The following is a 17,598-nucleotide window of genomic DNA, read 5'->3' as shown; positions in this document are numbered from 1 at the left end:
GTTGAGCTGGATGTCGGGGTTAGCCTTGGTGAAGTCTTCCGTCAGCTTTTGCATGCGGACCATATCGCCATTGTTGACGGTGGCGATGGTGATGGATTCGGCATGTGCGGCGAAGGCAAGAGCGCTGGCCGACAACAAGCCCAGGGTGAGCGTACGAAGTTTCATCAAATTCCTCCCATGAACCAAGATGAGCATTTGCCTTGGCTTTGAGCAATTACTCACCTGACGTCAATTATGTCAAGCCGGATTCGATGCTRCAGCGCAGCACCCGGCGGTATCGGCGGACCATGTGTGTGTGGAAATTGCCAAGCCGACTTCGCCGGTCCTGGGCATTCAGGCGACAGGACAGCCATTCAGGCGACAGGGCAGGATTGGAGTGCCGGAGGACTTGCCTGTCAGCAGGCGATTTCGGCCAGCAGCCAGTCGCGGAAGGCGCGGATCTTCGGCACGTTGCGGCGCGCCTGGGGATAGACCAGCCAATAGGCATGGCCATCGTCGCCCACCAGGTCGAAAGGCTGGATCAGCCGGCCGTCGGCGAGTTCCGCCTTGAACAGCGCCCGGGTCAGGATCGCCACGCCATGGCCGGCGATGGCCGCATTGGCCTCATAGGCCTGCGCGCCCATGCTGCTGCCGGGCCGTTTGGCAAGGTCGTGCGAGTTGACGCCGGCAGCCGAAAACCACTCGGTCCACCAGATGTCGCCGGGATCGAGGATCGGCAGCCGCAACAGGTCGGCCGGCTCTTTGACGCCGCCGATGCTCGCCGCGAGTTTCGGGCTCAGCATCGGCGTGAAATCGGCATCGAGTAGCTTGTAGGCTTCCAGTCCCGGCCATTTGCCGCCGCYCGAACGGATGGCGAGATCGACATCCTCGCGGGCGAAGTCGGTCAGGCGGCTTGACGTCTCGAGCCGAACGGCAAGGGAGGGATGAGCGATCTGGAACGAGCCGAGATGGTGCGCCAGCCAGTTCGAGGCAAAGGTCAGCACCGTGGTGACGCACAGCAGCCCGTCGGCGCCGCCGCGCGCCGCGGCGTAGGCCTGGCCAAGAAGGGCAAAGGCTTCACTGACCCCCGGGGCAAGGCGCTGTCCGGCTTCGGTCAGCACAATCTGGCGCGGCCGCCGCAGGAACAGCGGTGTGCCGACCCGCTCCTCCAGCACCTTGATCTGATAGCTGACCGCCGCCTGCGTCATGGCGAGCTCCTCGGCGGCCTTGGTGAAGGAAAGATGCCGCGCCACCGCGTCGAACACCCTGATCGCTTGCAGCGGCGGGAGTTGGGAGAGCTGTCGCGAGCTGAGGTCAGGCATAAAACCTCCTTATGGGCCATAACAGATGTTCGATTGGCAAAGCCGGCCGGCAAGACCGACATTCAGAGTCAACCATTCATTCGGGTTCAGGATAGCGAAGGTTGACGATCATGACCATGGCGCAGCAAAAGTGCACTCCCGCTCCGGATCATCGCTGGATTTCGTGGCTCACGGACGGATTGGGCTGGTTCGCAATCAGAAAACGGACGCATCTCGACATCAGGGACCTGTCGCCGCATCTGCAGCGCGACGTCGGCTTCCTCGACGGCAACGACCCTTTCGGGCGGGGCAAATAGCCCGGCTGGCTTTATCGGAAATCAGTCGGGCCGGCGTCTGCGATCGACGGCAGCCCGATCAAACGCTGGCCAGCAGGGCCGCCGCCGTCCGCTCGTCGGTGATGAGGCCGTTGATCAACCGCCGGTTGGCCGCCGCCAGGATACCCGGCAGTTTGCGTTCGCCCATCGCCAGTGCAATCACCAGGGATTTTTCGCGCGATGGCAGCGAAGCCGACGACACCCGGTCGTTGGTGATGCCCTCGATCATGCGGCCTTCGCGATCGTATACCCAGCCGACGATTTCGGCGATGCCGCCGGCCTTCTGCAGCGCCTTCAGTTCACTTTCGGAAATGAAACCGTCCTCATAGAGCGGTGCCTTGGGGCCGAGATCGCCAATACCGATGAAGGTGACGTCGGCCTCGGCGGCCAGCGCCAGCGTCGGCTGGATCATCGGTTGGTTGAGCAGCATCTCGCGCTCCTCCGGCGAAGAGGCGATGACCGGCAGCGGCATCGGGAAGGATCGCGCCTTGACCCTGTCGGCCATGGTGAAGATGACGTTGTAGAAGGCGGCCGAGCCGTCCGGCGAGATGTTGCCGGTCAGGGACACGACCTTGTGCTGCGGGCATTCCATCGGCGGCAGTTGTTCGATCGCCGCCTTCAGCGTGCGACCAGTGCCGATCGCCATGACGATCGGCGTCGGCGAGCGCAGCCGCCGCTCGATCTCGGCCGCCGCCGCCTCGGCGATGCCGATGGTGGTGGACGATGAATTGGGATCGCTCGGCACCACTTCGACTAGGTCGAACGCGAAGCGCGATCTCAGCCGCGCCGCCAGATCGAGGCAGTTGGCGATCGGATGGTCGACACGGACCTTGATCAAGCCTTCCGACACCGCCAGCGACACCAGCCGCTGCGCCGTCTGCCGCGATATGCCGAGCGTGGTGGCGATCTGGTCCTGCGTGTTGCCGGCAACATAATAAAGCCAGCCGGCGCGCGCCGCGTCGTCCAGCCTGTTGCTGCCGCCATCTTGCCGGGTATTCACGTCCTGCCTCCCGAAACCGCCTGTCATGAGCGCGGTCCGCTTCTACTCTTGCAGGGAACGGGCTGCTGCGCAATTGTCAATCTCAAGGGCAATTGCTTGCAAGCTTGGGGGCACATGGCGAGAGAATTTCGTTCTTCGGCGATGATTGCGCCGGAGAAAGACCATCGGTTTCAGTTCCGACAGCCGGCACGTTCTGCGATCGGGAAGGTTTATCTCCCCGCGTAAACCCTTTAAGGGATCGCAAAAAGGAGCCTTGCATGACGCCGAAAGCGGTTTTCTGGGATATGGACGGCACGCTGGTCGACAGCGAACCGCTGCACGAGGCCGCTTTGGTGGCGGCGATGCGCAATGTCGGCCTCGTCCCGCCGGCCGACCTGCATGAGCGCGTGCTCGGCGTCGCCGCCTGGCCGGTCTATGAGATGATGCGCGACGAGTTCTGCCTGGACCTGCCCTTCGACGACTGGATCATCCGCAAATACGAGCACTATCTGCCGCTGGTCGAGCGCTTGCAGCCGCGCCCCGGCGCGATCGAGATCTTCAACGACTTGCGGGCAAGGGGCGTGGCGCAAGCCGTGGTGTCGAATTCGGACCGCATGATCGTCGACGCCAACCTTCGGATGGTCGGGCTGACCTATCCCGGCATGAAGACGATCAGCCGCAACGATGTGCGCGAGGGCAAGCCGCACGCCGAACCCTTCCTGCGCGCCGCATATCTCGCTGGCGTCGCTCCTGCTGAGGCGATAGCGATCGACGACAGCTGGCCGGGCGCCATGGCGGGGCTGGCGGCAGGCATGACGACGATCTTCTGGCCGGAAAAGCCGATGGAAGGCCCGCCCGGTGCTATCGTCATCAACAGCGCCGAGGAATTGCGCGCCGAACTCGGGCTTTAGCCTTCAGAGGCTCAGTTGCGGTAGACCGGTTCCTGCTCGTCGAGGATCGCCTTCAACTCGCTGAGGTGGCGTTCGGCCTGGCCGGGATAGTCGTCCATCTCGCTTGCCGTCTTCTCGGCGATCGCATCGGACAGCGTGCGCAGCGGGCGGCCGGTCCACAGCGCCTTGATGTAGGTCTCGGCGGCGCGCTCGAAATAGAACATGCGGTTGAAGGCATCGGCGACCGTGTCGCCGATGACCAGCACGCCGTGATTGCCCATCACCATCACCTTGACCTTGGGATCGACGAGGAGCTGAGAGCAGCGTTCGCCCTCCTCCTCGAAGGCCAGCCCGCCATAATGGGCATCGACGACATGGCGGTTGAAGAACATCGCCGAGTTCTGGTCGATCGGCGGCAGGCGAGAGTCGGCGAGCGATGCCAGCACCGTGGCGTGTATGGAATGCACATGTATGACGCAGCGCGCGTGGCGGACATTGCGATGGATGGCGCCATGCAGCCCCCACGCCGTCGGGTCGGGCGCGTTCGGCCCCGAGAGCGTGTCGGGATCGTTGGCGTCGATCAGCAGCAGGTCGCTCGCCTTGATGCGCGAGAAATGCACCTGGTTGGGGTTCATCAGGAACTGCGTGCCGTCGTCATTGACCGCCAGCGAGAAATGGTTGGCCACCGCCTCGTGCATGTTGAGCCGCGCCGTCCAGCGAAAGGCGCAGGCGAGATCGACGCGCTCCTCATAGAAGGGCAGGTTGGTCAGCGTTTCCTTTTGCAGGCGGGCGATGCTCATCGAGGACACTCCGTGAAAGAGGCGAGAATGCCGCGACCAGCCGAGGCTCGCAACCGCTTTCGCTTGGTGCAGAGCCAAGGTCCTTGTTGCGATCGCCGCCGGACGCCGATGTCCTTGCCTATGCCGCCGTGCTGGCGGCGGCGCCAGCCCGCAGGCCGCCATGCTCGACGATGAAGTCGATGACCTCCCGCAGACCCTTGCCGCGCGACAGGTCGGTGAAGCCGAACGGCCGCTTGCCGCGCATGCGGCCGGCGTCGCTCTCCATGACATCGAGATTGACGTTCACATAGGGCGCCAGATCGCTCTTGTTGATGACCAGGAAATCGGAGCGGGTGATCGCCGGCCCGCCCTTGCGCGGGATCTCCTCGCCCTGGCAGACCGAGATGACATAAAGCGTGAGGTCGGCGAGATCAGCCGAGAAGGTGGCGGCGAGGTTGTCGCCACCGGATTCGATGAAAACGATGTCGAGGTCGGGGAATTTCTTGTTCATCTCGGCGATCGCCTGCAGGTTGATCGAGGCATCCTCACGGATGGCGGTATGCGGACAGCCACCGGTCTCGACACCCATTATGCGATCCTCCGGCAGCGCCTGCAGCCGGGCCAGCATCATGGCGTCTTCCTTGGTGTAGATGTCGTTGGTCACCACAGCGATCGAGAATTCGTCGCGCAGCGCCTTGCACAGCTTTTCGGTCAGCGTCGTCTTGCCCGAACCGACCGGACCGCCAATGCCGACGCGCAGCGGGCCATTTTTCTGTGTCATGCGGGAAACTCCGTGATGGCGAGGATGGCGAAGCCGAGCCCGATCAACAGGCACAGCGGCGAGTAGTAGCGCAGGTCGAGCCGCGCGAAAGGTTGTTCCGGCGCCAGCCGTCGCCACCATGGCGTGAAGCCGGCAATGCCGCGCCCCAGGAACACCAGCCCGATGAGCAGCGAGGTGGCGGCGAGGCCTTGCTTGGGAAAGGGCGAGGCAAAGACGCCTTCAAGCGCCAGCGGCCACAGTGTCGCCAGGGCAAGGCACGCGGCAACTGCGAAACTGGCGAACGGTGTCGGCATCTCATCGACGCCGCGAAAGCCGACGACGGCGCGGGCGCAGGAGGCCGCATCCCGGCCCGGCCAGATGCCGCCAATGCCCCAGTAGACATGCAGCGCCGTGATCAGCAGCAGGACAAACGATAGCGCGAAGGCGAGAAAAATCATGAACGGAACAACCGCGAATACTGGGTTTCGTGTCTCATAGCCATGATTTCGGAGACAAGGGCGCAGCCGCCGAGATCGTCCAATGTCGAGCGCGCGGCGCGGCCGGCTGTCGACAACGCCAGCGGCTCGAAGCCGGCAAGCAGCGCGGTGGCCTTGCTCTGGCCAACGATGCCGAGCCGGATCGCGGCCTGGACGAGGTTGGAGAAGAAGGCCTGCAGGAAGGCGGACAGCGCGTCCTGAAGCGCAATCGCATTGCCGCCTGCGATGGCGCCGACGGCGACACAATAGGCGCATTCGGCCGGCAGGCGCTCCAGCACGGGGCTGGGCCAGGCTGCCGCCGCTTTGAGAAAGGCGGCGCCTTGCAGCATGGCCTCGGTGTGGCGTTCACGCGAACCGGCGAGCGCCTCGGCAAGTGCTGCAATTTCGTCTAGATCACCGTCGTTGCGCGCGCGGCGCCAGCTCTCGGCGAACAGCACGGCGTCGTTCCAGCCCGAACCCATCTCGACCAGCGTTTCCAGCCACCCGGCGAGGGTTTTCGCGTCGGCAATCAGCCCGTCATGCACCGCGCGTTCCAGACCATGGCTGTAGGAAAAGCCGCCGACCGGAAAGGCCGGCGACAGCCACGCCATCAGCCGTAGCAGGGCGATGTTGGAAGGCTGGTCACTCATGATCGTGGTGGTGGCCAGCGTGGGAATGCGAATGGGAAAGGGATTCGCTGTGCGCGTGGGAATGCGCTTCACCATGGCTGTGCGCGTGCGCCTCGGCGTGCGCATGGCCGTGATCATGGCTGTGTCCACCGTGGCCGGAATAGGCGCCGCGCACCGGCCTGAACGGCTCGGAGACATCGGTCACCGTGGCCCCCAGCCCCTCCAGCATCGCCCTGATGACATGGTCGCGCAGGATGAGGATGCGCCCGGCCTCGATGCTCGCGGCGAGATGGCGGTTGCCGATATGCCAGGCGAGCTCGGCCAGATGCACGCCGTCGCGAGCGCGGATGTCGTAGACATCTTCTGGCGCCGCGATGATCTCGATGTGGCGGCCATCCTCCAGCACCAGCCGGTCGCCATCGTTCAGGGCGACGGGCTCGGGCAGGTCGACCAGCACCTTGCTGCCGTCGGCAAGCTCGATCGCCCGGCGGCGCAGATGCCGCTCGTCATGGGCGAGAATGGCGCGGCCGGAGGGTGCCGTGGCCCCGGCATTGCCGGCAGTCAGCACCGAGACGGCGCGGGGAAATTTGGTGAAGTCGGTGCGGATGTCGAGCTTCATTTCATGGATCCCCCATTGGCTTGCGCCCGCGCACGGGCGGGCCGCGCCAGCACGCGGTCGAAATATGCGTTGACGCGCTCGGATTCGATTGGAAACCGGCCGGCGCGCGCCCAGCCGCCCATATCGCCGAGCAGCACGTCGACGGCCGAAAACCGGTCGCCCAGTGCAAAGGGCTTGTCGCCCAGCCGACGGTCCAGAGCCTTGAGCTCGGACGCGAAGTCGTAAGCCGCCGCCGGGCCGACATCGACCCGCACCTCCTTCGGCAGCAGGAAGCGATGGCGCAGCTTGTTCCAAAGCGGTGCTTCGAATTCCGATTGAGCGAAATGCATCCAGGAATCCATTTCGGCACGCCCGGCAACGCCTGGATCGGCGCCCATGCCCTTGTCGGCGTGCTTGTCGGCGAGATAGACGCAGATCGCCGCCGAATCCGTCACCGTGAAATCGCCGTCGATCAGGATCGGCACCTTGCCCGAAGGGTTCAGCGCATAGGCTTCCGGTGAGCGCAGCTTGACCTCGACGAATTCATAGGGCTGCCCGAGCTCCTCGAGCATCCAGAGAACGCGGCTGACCCGGGATCCACGCGATCCGACGGCCTTGTACATGCGCAAACCTGCCTTTCCCTGGAAGCTTAGACCATCCCTCACTTCATCCCAATGGGCGCCAGTCAAAGTGCTACAGCGTCCTTTGCGCGTCGGAAAGACGCGCGGCGCTGTAGTCAAACGATCGTGTCGAAGAGCCGCAGGATGAACGATATCTGATAGACGAGCGCGGCCGCGACAAAGRCGATGTGGAAGCGGCGGTCTTGCACCAGGATCGCGGCGATGCACAGCGCGACAAAGACCGGCGTGCGGAACAGATATTCGTTGCCGAAGCGGGCAAAATGTTCCGGTCCCTTCAGCAGCGTGTCGATCACGTCGAGCAGATAGGTCGCCGCCAGCAGGCCGAAGAACCACGCCCGGCGCGAATAGAAGAAATCCTCGTAGCTGGTGTAGTCCAGCATCGAATCCGGAAACAGAAGCGCGCAGAGCAGGAACAGCGTGATCGCATAGAAGATGATGAACAGGTACTTGCCGAAGGTCCACGTCTCGATGGTGTAGAGGCCGAACTCCCACCACCAGAAATGCACCAGCATCAGAAGCACCGAAGCGACCCAGGCCAGGTGCACGGGATAGAGCCGGTACTGGCCGGGATGCTGGACGATGCGCGCCACCCCCGACAGCAGGCGGGCGACGCCAAGCCCGATCACCATGCCCATGACGATGCGAATATGCGGAAAGATGTCGTGGGCGGAAGTGATTTCGGTGGCCATAGGTCGACTCTGTGCACTCCAGCAGTTGCGGCCTCAATCGTACCAGAGCCACAGCTTCCTGTAGTCGGACGGAACCTCGATCTTCTCCGCAGGCAGATGGTCGACATCTCCCTCCCAGGTCTCGTCCGGCTCAAAGCCAGACGGCAGCCAGCCAAGCACTTCGTCTTCGCTGGCGCGAGTTACTACGACGACCTTGTCCGAGAACGGCCATTCCCCGTTATCGCATTGGGTAATCGCTATCCTGATGTCGTGAACCTCGGGTCGGTCGCGTATCGACTTGAACGTCGCCAGGACCGTGTCGTTGTCGGGAGCAGCGTGGCTATTGCACAGTAGACCCGCTTCGCCTTCGGCTCCGTCAAAATACTGCTCCAGCGTAATCATCGGCATGACGCGTGGAGCAGCGCCACCGTTGTAGGCTTCCAACGGACCCATCCTTGAAATCAGGGCTGCCTTCTTTTGCTCGTCCATGGCGGGTCCAGATTCGTTGCAGACCATGACCCTAAAACAGAAAATACCGCTGCGCCATCGGCAGCACCGTCGCGGGCTCGCAGGTCAGCAGCTCGCCGTCGGCGCGGACCTCATAGGTTTCGGGATCGACCTCGATACGCGGCATGGCGTCGTTGAGCACCATCGAATGCTTGCCGATGCCGCCCCGGGTGTTCTCGACGGCGACGAACTGCTTGTCGACGCCGAGCCTGCCATGCAGCCCCGACTCGAGCGCCGCCTTGGAGACGAAGGTCACCGACGAGTTGGTCCTGGCCTTGCCATAGGCGCCGAACATCGGCCGGTAGTGCATCGGCTGCGGTGTCGGGATCGAGGCGTTGGGATCGCCCATTGGGGCAGCGGCGATCATGCCGCCGATCAGCACCATATCCGGCTTGACGCCGAAGAAGGCCGGGTTCCACAGCACCAGGTCGGCGCGCTTGCCGACAGCGATCGAGCCGATATCCCTGGACAGCCCATGCGCGATGGCCGGGTTGATGGTGTATTTGGCGATGTAGCGGCGAACGCGGAAATTGTCGTTGTTGCCGGTCTCCTGCGGCAGGGCGCCGCGCTGGCGCTTCATCTTGTCGGCGGTCTGCCAGGTGCGGATCGCCACCTCGCCGACGCGCCCCATGGCCTGGCTGTCCGACGAGATGATCGAGAACGCGCCGATGTCGTGCAGAATGTCTTCCGCCGCGATGGTCTCCTTGCGGATGCGGCTTTCGGCGAAGGCGATGTCCTCGGGGATCGATGGCGACAGATGATGGCAGACCATCAGCATGTCGAGATGCTCGGAGAGCGTATTGACCGTGTAGGGCCGGGTCGGATTGGTCGAGGACGGAATGACGTTGGGCAGCCCGCAGACCTTGATGATGTCAGGCGCATGGCCGCCGCCGGCGCCTTCGGTGTGGAAAGCATGGATGGTCCGGCCCTTGATCGCCGCCACCGTGTTCTCGACGAAGCCGGACTCGTTCAGCGTGTCGGTATGGATCATCACCTGCACGTCGTAATCGTCGGCAACCGACAGGCAGCAGTCGATGGCCGCCGGCGTCGTGCCCCAGTCCTCGTGCAGCTTCAGCGAACAGGCGCCGCCGAGCACCATTTCCTCGAGTGCCGCAGGCAGCGAAGCGTTGCCCTTGCCCGACAGGCCGATGTTCATCGGGAAGGCGTCGAAGGACTGGATCATACGGGCCATGTGCCATGGCCCCGGCGTGCAGGTGGTGGCCAGTGTGCCGTGGGCCGGGCCGGTGCCGCCGCCGAGCATGGTGGTGATGCCGCTCATCAGCGCTTCCTCGATCTGCTGCGGGCAGATGAAATGGATATGCGCGTCGAAGCCGCCGGCGGTCAGGATCTTGCCCTCGCCGGCAATGATCTCGGTGCCGGGACCGATGATGATGGTGACGCCTTCCTGCATGTCCGGATTGCCCGCCTTGCCGATTGCCGCGATGCGGCCGTCGCGCAGACCGATATCGGCCTTGAAGATGCCGGCGCTGGCATCGACCACCAGCGCATTGGTGATGACGGTGTCGACCGCGCCTTGCGCGCGTGAAACCTGGCTCTGGCCCATGCCGTCGCGGATCACCTTGCCGCCGCCGAATTTTACTTCCTCGCCATGGGTGGTGAGATCTTTCTCGACCTCGATGAACAGCTCGGTGTCGGCAAGCCGCACGCGGTCGCCGACGGTCGGGCCATACATCTGCGCATAGGCGGCGCGGGTAACTCTGGCCATCAGCGATTGCTCCCGAAATGTGGTTTGCCGAAATGCGATTTGATTGAAGCCTGGCTGCACATTGTCGCCATCCAATGGTCACGCAATGACCCGCTGGCCGACACCTTCTCATCCGATTTGACGGTTGAGGTTAGGGCGTCACCCCAAACCGACCGTTTGCCAAATCGATGGAAGGAAAATCCATGCGCAAGACGATATTGATTGCAGCCGCCGCCACGCTGATGCTGGCGGGCGCCGCCAATGCCCAGCAGCAACCCGCTCCGGCGCCGACCACGCCTGCCCCGGCCGCGCCCAAGGCTCAGCCTGCCGTTCCGACGATCCAGAGCGTCAACATCGTCGACATCACGGAGCTGCCAAAGGACACCCAGACGCAGGTCAACCAGGTGATCGCCCAGCGTGGCGACGCCGGCCTCCAGAAATTGCGCAGTTCGATCGACGCCACGCCCAAGGTGAAGTCCGCGCTGGTAGCCAAGGGGCTTAGCTCGGCGCAGGTCGTCGCCGCCAGCATGCAGCCCAATGGCGCGCTGACCCTGATCACCAAGAAGGCGAGCTGACAACGCGGCACGGCGGGCCGACGTCCGGCCCGCCGGCTGCAGAGGGAAAGGAACCTTGGCAGGGCTGGATTCGTTTCGCCTTTTGAGTGTCGAAACAAATCTCGAAAGCGAGCGATGACCATCACCACCTTGCCCGACCCCCGATGGCTGCATGCCATTGCAGCGGCTGCGTTTCTGTCGGCGAGCCTGYCCAACGCCACGTTGAAAGCGCAGGGCCTTGAAAGCCCCGATACCGTCAACCGCATCGTCGGCTCGGAGGTCAAGAAGGAAGAGGCCAACGCCACCGCCGAAGCCCGCAACGTCAACACGGCGATCGACCGGACGCGTGAAAACATCGGCATGGTGCGCAAGACGTCCAAGCTCGACAAGGTCGAGATTGTGCGCCTCACCGATGCGGCGCGCAGCGAAGGCGGCCCGCCGCCGGTGATCGAGAGCAAGGTCAAACAGCATCAGGACGACATTGCTGAGCTGCGCAAGGAGATCGAGGCCAACGCGCTGCTGTTCAACGCCATCGAGTCGCGGCGCGTGCTGGCACAGGACGTCCTCGCCGTCGACTTCGATGACCCTGGAAAGATCGTCATCTACGCTGCGGCCAAGCCGTCGGACTGAGTCGAAAGCGCCAATTATTCTTGGGCGACATGCATGAGACGCCATCGATCTCACAGCCTGCCCATCACCTTCTGCTGAAATCCGTAGACCTCGCGCTTGCCGCCGAGCGGCACCAGCGTCACGTCGCGCTCCTGGCCAGGCTCGAAACGCATGGCCGTGCCGGCGGCGATGTCGAGGCGCATGCCGCGCGCCCGCTCGCGGTCGAATCTCAGTCCCTCGTTGGTCTCGAAGAAATGATAGTGGCTGCCGACCTGGATCGGCCGGTCGCCGCTGTTGGCCACTTTCAGGGTGACGGTCGGCAGCCCCTTGTTCAGTTCGATGTCGCCGTCTTTGGGGATGATTTCGCCGGGGATCATCGTGCCTCACATCACGCCGAAGACGAGGCCGACACCGACCGCCGCGCAGCCCGCACCGGCGGCGCGGGCCAGGCCACGGAACCTGATGCCAAGCCCGAGCCCGGCAGCGATGCCGGTGGCATGCAGCAGCACTGTCGCGATGGCAAAGCCGGCTATATATTCCAGCCCGCCGGCATTTTCCGGCACCTCGGTGCCATGCGCGTGGCCGTGGAACAGCGCGAACAGGCCAATGATGGCGACGCCGGCCGAGACCGGTAGATCGACTGCCAGCGCCACCAGCAGCCCGAGCGCCACGACGGACGCCAATATGCCGGGTTCGACGAACGGCAGCGGCATATGCAGCATGCCGAGCCCGCCGCCGACCAGCATCACGCCGACAAAGGCCGCCGGCCAGGCCCAGATTGCCTTGCCGCCCTTGAGCGCCGCCCACAGGCCGACCGCGATCATCACCGTCATGTGATCGAGGCCGGAGAGCGGGTGCATGAAGCCGACCGTGAAGGAGGAGGTCGTGCCGATGCCGACATGGGCATAGGCCGGCATGACTGCTGCCAGCAGTAGGATCGCCGACAGGCACAGGCGTTTGGCGGACATCATTCTATTTGCCTTTCGTTTGCGGGTGGTGGTGTCACGCCGCCTTGCGGGGCCCGCACCCTTCAGCTTTGAGAACGCGCCTGGTCGAAGCGGGATATTTCTTCAGCATCGCCGGCGGGCGGATCGGCCGCGCCGAAAAATTGCCGCCGCAATTGGGGCAGGTGCCGCCCAAGATGTGTTCCACGCAGTCGGCGCAAAAGGTGCACTCGAAGGTGCAGATCAGCGCGTCCGTCGCCTGCGGCGGCAGGTCCTTGTCACAGCATTCGCAATTGGGACGCAGCTCAAGCATTTTTTCTCTCCTCACCTGATGGGTTCGTGCACGGTCACCAGCTTGGTGCCGTCGGGGAATGTCGCCTCGACCTGCACGTCAGGGATCATCTCGGCGATGCCTTGCATCACCTGCGCGCGCGTGACGACGTAGGCGCCGGCCTCCATCAACTCGGCGACCGGGCGGCCGTCACGGGCGCCTTCGACGACGAAATCGGTGATCAGCGCGATCGCTTCCGGATGATTGAGCTTGACGCCGCGTTCGAGCCGCTTGCGCGCCACGATCGCCGCCATGGCGATCAGCAGCTTGTCCTTTTCCCTCGGTGTCAGGTTCATGCGCTTCCCTGGACTGGCATAGACGGACTTACAATGACCATAATTTGGGCAACCCCGCCTTTCCGTTGAGCAATTGGACCAGCGGAACCAGCCGCTGGCGGAGCCGATAGCCGTCCCCGGCGTAGAGCCTCGCAAGAAGCTTGCCAGATTTCCTCACGCTCCAGGCGCTGGCGCTGCCCTGGTCGCCGACGATCTCCAGAACCGGATCGAGCAGGGCCTCGGCCCGCGGCGACACCAGCAGCAGCGTCGCCATCGCGACCGCGCCACCGGCAATCGCCGGGCGGTCGAGCGTGGCCGCGATATCGGGTCCGATGCGGAAATCCTCGGCATGAATGAGCTCGCCGTCCTGGCGGACACGCCAGCGGTCATGGAAATTGCCTTTCGTGACGTGTTCGCCCATGGCCAGGCGGCCGAAGACGGCGGCCTCCAGCACCAGCGCCTCGGCGCCGACGGCAAGCTCGACGTCCAGCGTGCGGGCAAACGCCGTCTGGTCGAAGACGATGGTTTCCTGCGGCAGCCAGGCGATGCGGCCGTTTTCACCGACCGATAGTTTCACCCGCACCTCGGCATGGTCGGATGCCGCCCGATAGATTTTCTCGCAGGCCTGGGTCGTGATCGATGCCGAGGCCGCCGCGCCGACATCCACGTCCCAGGCGATACGGTCGCCGCCGGTCATCCCGCCAGCGGTGTTGATCAGCACCGCTTCGAGCGGATCGGTCGAGACCGCCGGCATCCTTATCTTGGCGGCACCGTCCTGATAGAGGCGCCGCAGCCGCGTGCGACCGTCGACGACGGCGCAGGAAAGCCGAGCCGCGCCCGCGGCGCGCTGCGTCGAAATCCTGCCATGTTCGGTCTTATCCATGCCAGCACGTTAAGCACTCCGGCGCCTTTGTCGATGCATGGCTTGATATAGCTTGTTGCTTGACAACGTTTCGGTTTCTATAGAGGGAACCACCTTGGTACGGTCATGCAGCGCTTGGCGGGGGTATAGAGCGAAGACGGCGGCTTGATACCGGGAGAAAAAGGGGCGCTGCTCAATTGGCGTCGGGAAACGCGACATAGTGGGGAAGAAACCGAATGGCCGACCAGCTGGCAACGGATATCATCGCGAAGATCAAGGCTCATGCCGAGCCCGGCGGCGAAGAAATCACGACCAACACTGAATTGACCTCGCTTGGTATCCATTCGCTCGAGCTGACGGAGATCATCTTCGATCTCGAGGAAGATTATGGCATCGAGATCGAGATGAACACGGTCGATGCCTGGAGCAATCTGAAGAATGTCGGCGACATGGTGGAAGCTGTTCGCGCGCTGATCGCGAAAAAAGCCTGACCTGAATGCGGCAGCGCGTTGTCATCACCGGCATGGGCGGTATTTGCGGGCTTGGCACCAACGCGCCCGCGATCTGGAATGAAATGCGCGCCGGCCGCTCGGCCATCGGCCAGATCAGCAGTCCGCAACTGCATGATCTGAAGGTCAAGGTCGGTTGCGAAATCAAGACGCTTCCCGATCACGGCATTGACCGCAAGCAATTGGTGTCGATGGACCGTTTCAGCCTGCTGGCGGTGATCGCGGCCAGGGAGGCTATGCAGCAGGCCGGTCTGGCCTCGGACGAAGCCACTACCTACCGGATGGGCACCGTCGTCGGCGTCGGTGTTTGCGGCTGGGAAGCGATCGAGGAAAACTACCGCGCCATCCTGATCGAGGGCAAGAACCGCGCCGGCATCTTCACCGTGCCGAAAGTGATGCCCAGTGCGGCCTCCGGCCAGGTCAGCATGAGTCTCGGCCTGCGCGGTCCGGTTTTCGGCGTCACCTCCGCTTGCTCGTCGTCCAACCATGCCATCGCCTCGGCCGTCGACCAGATCAGGCTCGGCCGCGCCGACGTGATGGTCGCGGGCGGCACCGATGCGCCGCTGGTCTGGGGTATCCTGAAGGGCTGGGAGGCATTGCGGGTGCTGGCGCCCGACACCTGCCGGCCATTCTCGGCTGATCGCCAGGGCCTGTCGCTCGGCGAGGGCGCCGGCATGGCGGTGCTGGAGAGCTACGAACATGCCATGGCGCGCGGCGCCACCATCCTTGCCGAAATTGCCGGCGCCGGCCTTTCCGCCGACGCGTCCGACATCGTCGCGCCAACCATCGAAGGACCGACGGCCGCCATGCGCGCCTGCCTGGCCGACGCCGGGTTCAATCCCGAGGATGTCGACTATCTCAATGCCCATGGCACCGGCACCAAGGCCAACGACCAGATCGAGACGGCGGCGATCAAGCGCGTCTTCGGCGACCATGCCTACAAACTGTCGGTGTCGTCGACCAAATCCATGCATGCCCATTGCCTTGGCGCATCGGGCGCGCTGGAGATGATCGCCTGCGTGATGGCGATCCGTGAAGGCATGGTGCCGCCGACGGCCAATTTTCGCGAAGCTGATCCCGATTGCGACCTCGACATCACGCCGAACGTGGCGCGTGAACGCAAGGTGCGCACGGCGATCAGCAATGGCTTCGCGTTCGGCGGCACCAATGCGGTGCTGGCCTTCAAGGCGGTTTGATCCCACCCGATCTCGACCGGCCGCAGGCGATCCCGGCCTGTCCGGGCGGTTGCGTCTGCCCGATGCTGTGCTGCTGGAAGACCGTCTGGAGGAGGTTGGAGAGCGGTCATCGCACGACGACGCGTGCGTTCACTCCGGCCTCGTGGTCCAGGCACCTATCTCCGATCGCCCCATCAACGTGCCGTCGGCACCGACCTCCGACAGGATGCGGTCAGCGAGTGTAAGGGGCTCGACCTGCGAAGCTGCTGCGATCCCTAGCCGCTCCATGGTCGGCAATTGTGTTTCCACGAGATCGGTCACAAGGTGTACAACGTCAACTGCCCGTGGCCCTGACGAGATGACCGCCTCCAGCCTCAGGACAGGCGAGGGTAGACCAGCCTCTTCAAACAGAGAGGCAAGTCGGGCACCAAGGCGCACCTGCGCTCCCGCCCCCTCGATTGTACGGCTGAGCCACCCGCATACCTTATCGTATGTCGGCGACGGGGGCGACGAACGAGCGCCATCCCAGTCAAGTTCGTGGAATACGACGACCCCACCAGGCCGCAAATGACGGGCGATCCGTCGGAGCGACTGTGCTGGATCGGGCATGAATTGGAGAACGTAGCGACCAACGATCGCATCGAAGGGTTCGTCAAAATTCAGTTCAGCCGGATCGCCGTGTCTGAAGGAGATTGTGCCTGACCCGGCATTCCTGGCGCGCAGCTCCGCCCTTTCGACGGCTGCAAGGGCAAGGTCGGTACCCACAACTTCTCCAGTCGGCCCAACCAGTTCGCCACAGAGAAACGCGACATCGCCGGCGCCGCTGCCAATATCGAGGATGCGCATACCTTTGGTGATTCCGGCAGCTTCCAGAAAGCGACGCGTGATCGGATCGATCAACCGTGCCTGGGTGCTGAGGCGGCGCAACTCCGCCTCTGCATGTCCCAGCGCGTAGTCGGTGTCGTTCATCGAGCCCCCCAACTGCCCAGATATAGCACGGATCGCGACGTTCGCTATGTCGTGCACCTGTTGCCGACATCCTGATGACGGACGTGCTTCGGATACCGCAGGCAATTGCTGCCGGTGGTCTTTCCGGCAATATGCTCCCACGTCGATCGAGCCTGCGCGCGCCCTGCTTTCAAAAGTGCTATGACGGTCAGGTGGCGCATCGCGCCAGGCGTGGCAATAAGGCGGCTACCACCCGCCCAGGCGATCCCTACCGTCCCCGAACCGTCCGGTTCATGGACTGTCCGTGCGCAGTGAAACAGTCGCCGCCATATTGATCAGAATCGGCCGTCCGCCTAAATCCTTGGCTGAACCCGCCAAAACCAGTGCCGCCCCGGCGCCAATCCCCGTTCAGGAGTTTTCCATGGCCGACCTGTCCGCCTTTCCGATCGCAACGCGCTGGCCAGCCAGGCATCCGGACCAGATCCAGCTCTATTCGGCCACGACGCCCAACGGGGTGAAGATATCGATCGCCCTGGAAGAGCTCGGCCTGCCCTACGAGCCGCATCTGGTCAACATCGGCAAGAACGAGAGCTGGACACCGGAATTCCTGTCGCTCAACCCCAACGGCAAGATACCGGCGATCATCGATCCGAACGGTCCGGACGGGAAGCCGATCGGCCTGTTTGAATCCGGCGCCATCCTGCTCTACCTCGCCGAAAAGACCGGCCTGCTCATGCCGGTGGACGCGGCGCGGCGCTACGAGACGATCCAATGGGTGTTCTTCCAGATGGCCTCGGTCGGGCCGATGTTCGGCCAGGTAGGCTTCTTCCACAAATTCGCCGGCCGTGAAATTGCCGACAAGCGCCCGCTGGAGCGCTATCGCGATGAATCGCGGCGGCTGATCGGTGTGCTCGACGGCAGGCTGAAGGGCCGCAAGTGGATCATGGACAATGACTTCACCATCGCCGACATCTCGCTGCTCGGCTGGGTGCGCAACCTGATCGGCTTCTACGAAGCGCGCGAACTCGTCGGCTTCGATGATTTCGGCAATGTCGGGACATGGCTGGAACGCGGCCTTGCCAGGCCAGCCGTACAAAAGGGCCTGACCATCCCGGCGAAGGGCTGAATCAAAGCCGGCCAGGCC

24 protein-coding genes and 1 pseudogene are annotated in these 17,598 nt (G+C 63.8%); 7 read left to right on the top strand and 18 right to left on the bottom strand.

Going from position 1 to position 17,598, the window contains the following annotated elements; translation table 11 throughout:
- Together ACXJ7R_RS01080 and gcvA are read right to left on the bottom strand one after the other, a co-directional pair.
- Positions 1-165 (bottom strand): annotated as a pseudogene (locus ACXJ7R_RS01080) (sugar ABC transporter substrate-binding protein); the annotation flags it as partial.
- A gap of 230 nt (positions 166-395) precedes the next feature.
- Positions 396-1,301 carry a transcriptional regulator GcvA gene (gene gcvA / locus ACXJ7R_RS01075; RefSeq protein WP_457150179.1) on the bottom strand — a complete coding sequence of 302 codons (906 nt, stop codon included), beginning with the start codon at positions 1,299-1,301 and terminating at the stop codon, positions 396-398.
- A 110-nt stretch (positions 1,302-1,411) separates the two neighbouring features.
- Between gcvA and ACXJ7R_RS01070 the strand changes: the two genes are divergently transcribed.
- Positions 1,412-1,597, top strand: coding sequence for a hypothetical protein (locus tag ACXJ7R_RS01070; protein ID WP_095084331.1), 186 nt, complete (start codon positions 1,412-1,414; stop codon positions 1,595-1,597).
- 58 nt (positions 1,598-1,655) lie between these two features.
- Here ACXJ7R_RS01070 and ACXJ7R_RS01065 read toward each other — a convergent pair whose 3' ends face one another.
- A complete protein-coding gene (locus ACXJ7R_RS01065; protein ID WP_457150178.1) occupies positions 1,656-2,615 on the bottom strand; it encodes a sugar-binding transcriptional regulator in 960 nt (319 codons plus the stop codon).
- A gap of 257 nt (positions 2,616-2,872) precedes the next feature.
- On the opposite strand from ACXJ7R_RS01065, the gene ACXJ7R_RS01060 reads away from it, so the two are divergent.
- Positions 2,873-3,505, top strand: coding sequence for an HAD family hydrolase (locus ACXJ7R_RS01060; protein WP_457150177.1), 633 nt, complete (start codon positions 2,873-2,875; stop codon positions 3,503-3,505).
- An 11-nt stretch (positions 3,506-3,516) separates the two neighbouring features.
- Here ACXJ7R_RS01060 and ACXJ7R_RS01055 read toward each other — a convergent pair whose 3' ends face one another.
- The 9 genes from ACXJ7R_RS01055 to ureC form a co-directional block, all read right to left on the bottom strand.
- A complete protein-coding gene (locus ACXJ7R_RS01055; protein WP_095083360.1) occupies positions 3,517-4,284 on the bottom strand; it encodes a class II aldolase and adducin N-terminal domain-containing protein in 768 nt (255 codons plus the stop codon).
- Between the two features lie 118 nt (positions 4,285-4,402).
- Positions 4,403-5,044: an urease accessory protein UreG gene (gene ureG, locus ACXJ7R_RS01050; protein WP_457150176.1), complete on the bottom strand. Its 642-nt coding sequence runs from the start codon at positions 5,042-5,044 to the stop codon at positions 4,403-4,405.
- Positions 5,041-5,481 (bottom strand): DUF3995 domain-containing protein, encoded by a 441-nt coding sequence (locus ACXJ7R_RS01045; RefSeq protein WP_457150175.1) that lies wholly within the window; start codon positions 5,479-5,481, stop codon positions 5,041-5,043. The genes ureG and ACXJ7R_RS01045 overlap by 4 nt, the downstream gene beginning before the upstream one ends.
- Entirely contained in the window at positions 5,478-6,149 is a 672-nt protein-coding gene (locus ACXJ7R_RS01040) for an urease accessory protein UreF (protein ID WP_457150174.1), read from the bottom strand. Before ACXJ7R_RS01040 ends, ACXJ7R_RS01045 begins: the two co-directional genes overlap by 4 nt.
- A complete protein-coding gene (ureE, locus tag ACXJ7R_RS01035) occupies positions 6,142-6,747 on the bottom strand; it encodes an urease accessory protein UreE (RefSeq protein WP_457150173.1) in 606 nt (201 codons plus the stop codon). Before ureE ends, ACXJ7R_RS01040 begins: the two co-directional genes overlap by 8 nt.
- Positions 6,744-7,349: a glutathione S-transferase family protein gene (locus tag ACXJ7R_RS01030; RefSeq protein ID WP_457150172.1), complete on the bottom strand. Its 606-nt coding sequence runs from the start codon at positions 7,347-7,349 to the stop codon at positions 6,744-6,746. The genes ureE and ACXJ7R_RS01030 overlap by 4 nt, the downstream gene beginning before the upstream one ends.
- 113 nt (positions 7,350-7,462) lie before the next feature.
- The gene (locus ACXJ7R_RS01025) at positions 7,463-8,056 is read right to left on the bottom strand and encodes a hypothetical protein (protein ID WP_457150171.1); all 594 of its coding nucleotides are present in this window, start codon (positions 8,054-8,056) and stop codon (positions 7,463-7,465) included.
- 33 nt (positions 8,057-8,089) lie between these two features.
- Entirely contained in the window at positions 8,090-8,524 is a 435-nt protein-coding gene (locus ACXJ7R_RS01020) for a hypothetical protein (RefSeq protein WP_457150170.1), read from the bottom strand.
- Between the two features lie 31 nt (positions 8,525-8,555).
- Positions 8,556-10,271 carry an urease subunit alpha gene (gene ureC, locus ACXJ7R_RS01015; protein WP_457150180.1) on the bottom strand — a complete coding sequence of 572 codons (1,716 nt, stop codon included), beginning with the start codon at positions 10,269-10,271 and terminating at the stop codon, positions 8,556-8,558.
- A 179-nt stretch (positions 10,272-10,450) separates the two neighbouring features.
- Between ureC and ACXJ7R_RS01010 the strand changes: the two genes are divergently transcribed.
- Together ACXJ7R_RS01010 and ACXJ7R_RS01005 are read left to right on the top strand one after the other, a co-directional pair.
- A complete protein-coding gene (locus tag ACXJ7R_RS01010) occupies positions 10,451-10,822 on the top strand; it encodes a hypothetical protein (RefSeq protein ID WP_457150169.1) in 372 nt (123 codons plus the stop codon).
- A 114-nt stretch (positions 10,823-10,936) separates the two neighbouring features.
- Complete coding sequence (locus ACXJ7R_RS01005; RefSeq protein ID WP_457150168.1) at positions 10,937-11,431, top strand: hypothetical protein; 495 nt, start codon at positions 10,937-10,939, stop codon at positions 11,429-11,431.
- A gap of 50 nt (positions 11,432-11,481) precedes the next feature.
- Here ACXJ7R_RS01005 and ACXJ7R_RS01000 read toward each other — a convergent pair whose 3' ends face one another.
- Genes ACXJ7R_RS01000 through ACXJ7R_RS00980 form a run of 5 tightly spaced genes read right to left on the bottom strand, consistent with a single transcriptional unit; the run spans position 11,482 to position 13,843 of the window.
- Positions 11,482-11,787 carry an urease subunit beta gene (locus tag ACXJ7R_RS01000; RefSeq protein ID WP_457150167.1) on the bottom strand — a complete coding sequence of 102 codons (306 nt, stop codon included), beginning with the start codon at positions 11,785-11,787 and terminating at the stop codon, positions 11,482-11,484.
- A gap of 6 nt (positions 11,788-11,793) precedes the next feature.
- The gene (locus ACXJ7R_RS00995; protein ID WP_457150166.1) at positions 11,794-12,381 is read right to left on the bottom strand and encodes a HupE/UreJ family protein; all 588 of its coding nucleotides are present in this window, start codon (positions 12,379-12,381) and stop codon (positions 11,794-11,796) included.
- A 31-nt stretch (positions 12,382-12,412) separates the two neighbouring features.
- Positions 12,413-12,667, bottom strand: coding sequence for a DUF1272 domain-containing protein (locus ACXJ7R_RS00990; RefSeq protein ID WP_457150165.1), 255 nt, complete (start codon positions 12,665-12,667; stop codon positions 12,413-12,415).
- A gap of 11 nt (positions 12,668-12,678) precedes the next feature.
- Positions 12,679-12,981: an urease subunit gamma gene (locus ACXJ7R_RS00985; RefSeq protein ID WP_095083338.1), complete on the bottom strand. Its 303-nt coding sequence runs from the start codon at positions 12,979-12,981 to the stop codon at positions 12,679-12,681.
- A gap of 28 nt (positions 12,982-13,009) precedes the next feature.
- Positions 13,010-13,843, bottom strand: coding sequence for an urease accessory protein UreD (locus ACXJ7R_RS00980; RefSeq protein ID WP_457150164.1), 834 nt, complete (start codon positions 13,841-13,843; stop codon positions 13,010-13,012).
- Between the two features lie 215 nt (positions 13,844-14,058).
- On the opposite strand from ACXJ7R_RS00980, the gene ACXJ7R_RS00975 reads away from it, so the two are divergent.
- Entirely contained in the window at positions 14,059-14,313 is a 255-nt protein-coding gene (locus tag ACXJ7R_RS00975; RefSeq protein WP_184873030.1) for an acyl carrier protein, read from the top strand.
- A gap of 5 nt (positions 14,314-14,318) precedes the next feature.
- Positions 14,319-15,527 (top strand): beta-ketoacyl-[acyl-carrier-protein] synthase family protein, encoded by a 1,209-nt coding sequence (locus ACXJ7R_RS00970; RefSeq protein WP_457150163.1) that lies wholly within the window; start codon positions 14,319-14,321, stop codon positions 15,525-15,527.
- Positions 15,528-15,656: 129 nt separating this feature from the next.
- On the opposite strand, the gene ACXJ7R_RS00965 is transcribed toward ACXJ7R_RS00970, so the two are convergent.
- Entirely contained in the window at positions 15,657-16,475 is an 819-nt protein-coding gene (locus ACXJ7R_RS00965) for a class I SAM-dependent methyltransferase (RefSeq protein WP_095083329.1), read from the bottom strand.
- 400 nt (positions 16,476-16,875) lie between these two features.
- On the opposite strand from ACXJ7R_RS00965, the gene ACXJ7R_RS00960 reads away from it, so the two are divergent.
- On the top strand, positions 16,876-17,580 hold the full coding sequence (locus ACXJ7R_RS00960; RefSeq protein ID WP_457150162.1) for a glutathione S-transferase family protein: 705 nt from the start codon (positions 16,876-16,878) through the stop codon (positions 17,578-17,580).
- Positions 17,581-17,598: the final 18 nt, after the last annotated feature.

The sequence above is a fragment of the Mesorhizobium sp. P5_C1 genome, from assembly GCF_054049815.1.
Note: the sequence above shows the minus strand (reverse complement) of the source record. Positions and strands in the feature narration are given on the sequence as shown.